We start from the raw sequence: 5,180 nt of genomic DNA, 5'->3' as shown, positions 1-5,180 counted from the left end.
GCCAACACCCGGTCCTGGCCGAACCCACAGCTTGCCTTGATGCCTCATTAGATGCAGACTCGCATCAACCCTGAGGCACCCACCATGCGCACCACCGTCACCATCGACGACGCCCTGTACCAGCAGGCCCTGGAACTTGCCGACCCCGACATGGACAAGGCCGACCTGTTTCGCGAGGCCATCAAGACCTTTGTGCGCGTGCAGGCCGCCAAGCGACTTGCCGCGCTGGGCGGTCAGGCGCCGGAGATGGCCGACGTGCCACGTCGCCGCGAGGAAGCGGTGCAGTGAAACCGGTCCTGGTGGACACCTCCGTCTGGGTGGACCACTTTCGGCGGCACAACGCCGCGCTGGCCGAACTGCTGGCGATGGACCTCGTGCTCTGTCACCCGCTGGTGATGGGCGAACTGGCCTGCGGTACGCCGCCGTCGCGCAGCCGCACGCTGGCCGACCTGTCACGGCTGCCCTCGGCGCAGCAGGCCAGCCTGCAGGAGGTGCTGGCCTTCCTGGAGCGCGAACAGCTGTTCGGCCAGGGCTGCGGCTATGTGGACATCGCGCTGCTGGCGTCCACACGGCTGACGCCTGGCGCGGCGCTATGGACGCTGGACCGGCGCCTCGCCGCCCTGGCGCAGCGCGCCGGCGTCCTGCATCGGCCCGTCCGCTGACCGAGAAAACGGAAGTCGGACCAGGTCAAAACTAAAGTGCCATCACCCCGGCCTTGCACCATGTGGATGCGCTTCAGCGAAGTGCATTCATTGCATGCAACTCCCGAGCAGCCGCCATGGCCATGCTGACCGTGCGCAACCTGCCCGATGACGTCCACCGCGCCCTCCGGGTTCGTGCCGCTCAAGGGTTCAGGGCTTGCATGGTTGGCCGTCCAGTCTGGGACTGGTTCAGCATGCGCCGCGCAGCGGACGGCTTGCACCACCACTGATCGCGGCGCCCCGGCCTACGAAGCCCCCAACGTTTCGTTCCTAATATCAGCTCACAGAAGCCGCCAAGTTGCCGGCTTCGCCAAACCAGGTCGACGCGCGGTTCATCGCCGTCGGCTGTTCCCCCGCCCGCCCCTCAAGGCGGGCCGTTTTGCGGACTCATCCATGCGCAAGGGCAGCAAGTCTTCCTATCTGGCGGTCGCACTCGCCACGCTGGCGCTGACGCTGCTGGGCGTGTTCGTCTATCAAAACCTGGCCGGCCAGGAAAAGAAGATCGAACACCAGCTGCCCAAGCTGTACGAGACCGACGACGTGGAGTTCCGCCGCGCGCTGGGCGCCTTGCTCGGCCCGCAGATCGTGCCCGGCAACCAGGTGGAGACGCTGCTCAACGGCGACCAGATCTTCCCGCCGATGCTGGCGGCCATCCGCTCGGCCAAGAGCACGATCACGTTCGAAACTTATATCTACTGGTCGGGCAGCATCGGCCGCGAGTTTGTCGAGGCGCTGTCGGAGCGCGCCCGCGCGGGCGTCAAGGTGCATGTGCTGCTGGACTGGGTGGGCAGCCTGAAGATGGACGCGGCGCTGGTGGAGCAGATGAGGCGGCCGGCGTCGAATGCGTGCGCTTCCACGAGCCGGCCTTTGGCAACTGGCGCCAGATGAACAACCGCACCCACCGCAAGCTGCTGATCGTTGACGGGCGCCTGGGCTTCACCGGCGGCGTGGGCATCGCGGACGAGTGGCGCGGCAACGCGCGTGACAAGACGGAGTGGCGCGACACGCACTACCGCGTGCAGGGCCCGGTGGTGGCGCAGATGCAGTCGGTATTCCTGGACAACTGGATGCGCGCCACCGGCAAGGTGCTGCACGGCGAGTCCTATTTCCCGGCGTTGCAGCCGGCCGGCGCCTACGACGCGCAGATGTTCAGCAGCTCGCCCAGCGGCGGCAGTGAGAGCATGCAGCTGATGTACCTGCTGGCCATCACGGCCGCACGCAAGAGCATCGATCTGTCGAACGCCTATTTCGTGCCGGATGAGCTGACGATCAGGACGCTGGTCGACGCGGCCAAGCGCGGCGTGAAGATCCGCGTGCTGACGCCCAGCGGGCACATCGATGCGGAGGTGGTGCGGCACGCATCGCGCGGCAGCTGGGGCCCGATGCTGGACGCCGGCATCGAGTTCGCCGAGTACCAGCCGACGATGTTCCATGTGAAGGGCATCGTCGTGGACGGCATCTTCTCGTCGGTGGGTTCGACCAATTTCGACAACCGGTCCTTCCGCCTCAATGACGAGGCCAACCTGAATGTGCTGAACGCCGAGTTCGGCCGCAGCCAGCAGCGGGTCTTCGAGGCGGACTGGGCGAAGGCGCGGCGCATCACGCCCGAGGCGTGGCGCGACCGCCCCTGGACCGAGCGGCTGCTGGAGCGCGCGGCGTCGGTGCTGCACGCGCAGCTCTGACGCGCCGATTTGCGGCGCAACCGTGACCTAACGCCGCCTCCTACAGACCCTCATCCCCTCCGCCTGCAAAGGCCATGGGGCGCCCGTGCTACATTCCAGGCATAGATTCGCGCAAGACCGTTTCCTCAAGGTCTTATCTGCAGCCCCGCTGGCCACCCCCTGGCCCTTCTTGCGAGCGGCTCGCTTCAGCAACTCCCGGTGAGTGTTCTTGAGTGTTTCTGTCTCTGCACGGCATGACGCCGTCAGAGGGTTTTCTTCCATCTCTACTTTCCTCAAAGGAACACCCATGACTACAGAAACCGGCACCGTGAAATGGTTCGACGACGGCAAGGGCTTCGGCTTCATCACGCCTGACAGCGGCGGCAAGGACCTCTTCGCTCATCACAGCGAAATCAAGAACGGCGGCGGCTTCCGCTCGCTGGCCGAAGGCGCCAAGGTCTCGTTCGAGTCCACGCAAGGCGCCAAGGGCCCCCAGGCCTCGAACATCCGTTCGCTCTAACCAGTACCGCAGGCGCCCTGGTGGCGCCGGTGGGCGAACGCAAACGCCCACGTACGCCGCGGCCGGCTTCCGCCGGTCCGGTTTTACAACAAGAAAAACAACATGCTTCAGAACAACAATAACAATATCGAGGTGGGACGATTCGTCGTCTCGCCGATGACCCAGGCACGCGATGGTGGCGGCTTTGACGCCCTCGTCTCGATCCGATCCGGCCGTGGCATGGCCAGCGTGGACCGCGTCATGCGTTTCACGCCGCAGTTCATCAGCCCGCAGGCAGCCTTGCGCTATGCGCAGGCCGAAGGCCTGGCCTGGGCGCGCTGCCATTGAGCGCTAGCGGCTTGAGGCCGCATCAACAGCCGGCACGGCCACGTGCTCGGCCTCTCGTCCAACTTTCGCAACGGAGCCCAACACTTGGCCAAAGAAGAACTGATTGAGATGCAAGGCGTCGTGGATGAAATCCTGCCCGACTCGCGCTTTCGCGTGACGCTGTCGAATGGCCACAAGGTCATCGCCTACACGGGCGGCAAGATGCGCAAGCATCACATCCGCATCCTGGCCGGCGACAACGTGTCGCTGGAGATGTCGCCCTATGACCTGAGCAAGGGCCGCATCACCTTCCGTCACCTGGAACGCCGCGGTCCGCCGCCGTCCGGTGGTGGCAGCCAGCAGCGCCGCTGAGCCTCTTAAGCTCACCTGCAGCTGATCCTTCGATCGGCCGCCCTGGCTTTGCCTGGCGGCCGATTGCTTTTGGCGGACGCATTCAACGCCGCGCCGACTCAGCCCGCAGCCAAAGCCACGGCGCGCTCAAGGGCGCCCACCGCCTCGGCGTCACGCCAGCCGTCGGCGGCGTCGCCAATGACGATCTCGACCATGGCGCCGCCCTCGACGACATGCGAGCCCACCGCCCGCGCGCCCAGCCAGAAGCCTTCCTCCCGCGCCACCGCCAGCAGGCCCTGGCGCAGCGCCTCCGGGCCTGCGGGCAGGTGCAGCTGGAAGGCGTTGACCTGCGGCGGCTCAGGCGCCACGCGCCAGCCCGGCTGTTTGCCCAGGAGCGCCGCCAATGTGCGGGCGCGCTCGCGGTAGGCGGGCATGCGCGGCAGCTGCGTGCGCAGGCCCTGCAGCGCGCTCAGCACGAAGGGATATAGCGTGAAGACGTTACCGCCCAGTCGCGTCTGCCAGGGTGCGACCTGCGCAATGAAATCCTCGCTGCCCGCCAGCACGCAGCCGGCCAGGCCACCCAGGCCCTTGTAGAAGGACACGTAGACCGAGTCGGCCAGGGCGGCGATCTCGGCCAGCGGCCGGCCGTAGTGGGCCGAGGCCTCCCAGAGCCGGGCGCCGTCGAAGTGCAGCGGCACGCGCGCGGTGCGGCTCCAGCCGCTGAGGACGACCAGGTCGTCCCAGTCGGGCAGAACATAGCCGCCGCGGCGTAGCGGCAGCTCGACGGTGACGACGGCCGGATGCTCCGGCTGGGCCATCAAGTCCTCGATGTGGGTGGGCCGGTCCGTGCTGCCGATGCGCAAACCACGCAGTCCCATCAGCTTCTCGAAGGCCTCGGCCTCGTCGATGGCGATATGGCTTTGCGGATGCAGGGCCACCGGCCCGTCGCCGTCGCCGCAGTGCACGCGCAGCGCGGCCAGCTGGGCGGCCACGCCCTTGTGCATGAAGCGCGCGGCCGGCTTGCCGAGCAGCGCGGCCACCTCGGCCTCCAGCGCCTGGATGGCCTGGCCCTGGCCGTAGATGTCCAGCGGCAGCTCGGCTTCGGGCAGTTCGGCCAGGGCCAACAGTGACTCGCGCATGGACAGCTGCGGCCGGTGGCCATGGAGCCAGCGGGTGCAGCGCTTGCGCAACTCGATGTCGGCGCTGGGGGTGACGTTGGAATAGGACGTGGCCATGGGCCGGGAGTGTCGCGTGCGCCGGGCGGGAGGGCGCTTGTGATCGGGGGTCTTTAAACTCTCGCCCTTTTTCCTTGCGCGGCCGCATCATGCAAACGCCCCTCCCGCAGACCACCGCCGCCGAGCCCCTGGCCCGGCTGCTGCTGCAATGGGGCGTGGCCGCACCGCCTGCGGCGCCGGTGGCCGAGCGCCTGGGCGGCTGGCTGGGCTGGGCCGATGCCATCGGGCTGTCGCAGGTGCTGGCCACGCCACCAGCCGCCGGCCGTGCCGACGGCGCCCGCCGCGAGGCGATGGACTGGGCCGACGCTGCACTGGCGCGCCTGCAGGACGAGTTGGGCACCGCCTTCGACGACACCTTGCTGTCGCGCGAATCCGCCGAGCCCGCGCCCGATGGCGTGCCGCTGGC

Annotated in this window: 7 protein-coding genes and 2 pseudogenes; 8 read left to right on the top strand and 1 reads right to left on the bottom strand. The window is 67.7% G+C overall.

What is annotated here, in order from left to right:
* Positions 1 to 84 precede the first annotated feature (84 nt).
* The 7 genes and pseudogenes from ACT6S0_RS26285 to infA all read left to right on the top strand — a co-directional run bounded on the left by ACT6S0_RS26285 (position 85) and on the right by infA (position 3,560).
* Entirely contained in the window at positions 85 to 288 is a 204-nt protein-coding gene (locus tag ACT6S0_RS26285; protein ID WP_444766682.1) for a type II toxin-antitoxin system VapB family antitoxin, read from the top strand.
* Complete coding sequence (locus ACT6S0_RS26280; RefSeq protein WP_444766681.1) at positions 285 to 662, top strand: type II toxin-antitoxin system VapC family toxin; 378 nt, start codon at positions 285 to 287, stop codon at positions 660 to 662. The genes ACT6S0_RS26285 and ACT6S0_RS26280 overlap by 4 nt, the downstream gene beginning before the upstream one ends.
* A gap of 116 nt (positions 663 to 778) precedes the next feature.
* Positions 779 to 847 (top strand): annotated as a pseudogene (locus tag ACT6S0_RS26275) (FitA-like ribbon-helix-helix domain-containing protein); the annotation flags it as partial.
* A gap of 247 nt (positions 848 to 1,094) precedes the next feature.
* Positions 1,095 to 2,383 (top strand): annotated as a pseudogene (locus ACT6S0_RS26270) (phospholipase D-like domain-containing protein).
* Positions 2,384 to 2,669: 286 nt separating this feature from the next.
* On the top strand, positions 2,670 to 2,882 hold the full coding sequence (locus tag ACT6S0_RS26265; RefSeq protein WP_444766680.1) for a cold-shock protein: 213 nt from the start codon (positions 2,670 to 2,672) through the stop codon (positions 2,880 to 2,882).
* Between the two features lie 102 nt (positions 2,883 to 2,984).
* Positions 2,985 to 3,209, top strand: a complete 225-nt coding sequence (locus ACT6S0_RS26260) for a hypothetical protein (protein WP_444766679.1) — start codon at positions 2,985 to 2,987, stop codon at positions 3,207 to 3,209.
* A gap of 84 nt (positions 3,210 to 3,293) precedes the next feature.
* The gene (gene infA, locus ACT6S0_RS26255) at positions 3,294 to 3,560 is read left to right on the top strand and encodes a translation initiation factor IF-1 (RefSeq protein WP_056200396.1); all 267 of its coding nucleotides are present in this window, start codon (positions 3,294 to 3,296) and stop codon (positions 3,558 to 3,560) included.
* A gap of 98 nt (positions 3,561 to 3,658) precedes the next feature.
* Here the strand turns inward: infA and ACT6S0_RS26250 are convergent, their stop codons facing one another.
* Entirely contained in the window at positions 3,659 to 4,774 is a 1,116-nt protein-coding gene (locus ACT6S0_RS26250; RefSeq protein WP_444766678.1) for a threonine aldolase family protein, read from the bottom strand.
* A gap of 89 nt (positions 4,775 to 4,863) precedes the next feature.
* Between ACT6S0_RS26250 and ACT6S0_RS26245 the strand changes: the two genes are divergently transcribed.
* Positions 4,864 to 5,180, top strand: a 317-nt coding sequence (locus tag ACT6S0_RS26245) for a DUF3348 family protein (RefSeq protein WP_444766677.1), incomplete at its 3' end; no start/stop codon positions are given.

Origin of the sequence: Roseateles sp., from assembly GCF_052436255.1 — a bacterium.
Classification (GTDB): Bacteria; Pseudomonadota; Gammaproteobacteria; order Burkholderiales; family Burkholderiaceae_C; genus Pelomonas.
This window is presented reverse-complemented; position numbering and strand designations above follow the sequence as displayed.

Bases quoted from the DNA above. Each gene is read 5' to 3' on its own strand.
- ACT6S0_RS26260 (WP_444766679.1), top strand. From the start codon at position 2,985: ATGCTTCAGAACAACAATAACAATATCGAGGTGGGACGATTCGTCGTC.
- ACT6S0_RS26265 (WP_444766680.1), top strand. From the start codon at position 2,670: ATGACTACAGAAACCGGCACCGTGAAATGGTTCGACGACGGCAAGGGC.
- ACT6S0_RS26250 (WP_444766678.1), bottom strand. From the start codon at position 4,774: ATGGCCACGTCCTATTCCAACGTCACCCCCAGCGCCGACATCGAGTTG.
- ACT6S0_RS26285 (WP_444766682.1), top strand. From the start codon at position 85: ATGCGCACCACCGTCACCATCGACGACGCCCTGTACCAGCAGGCCCTG.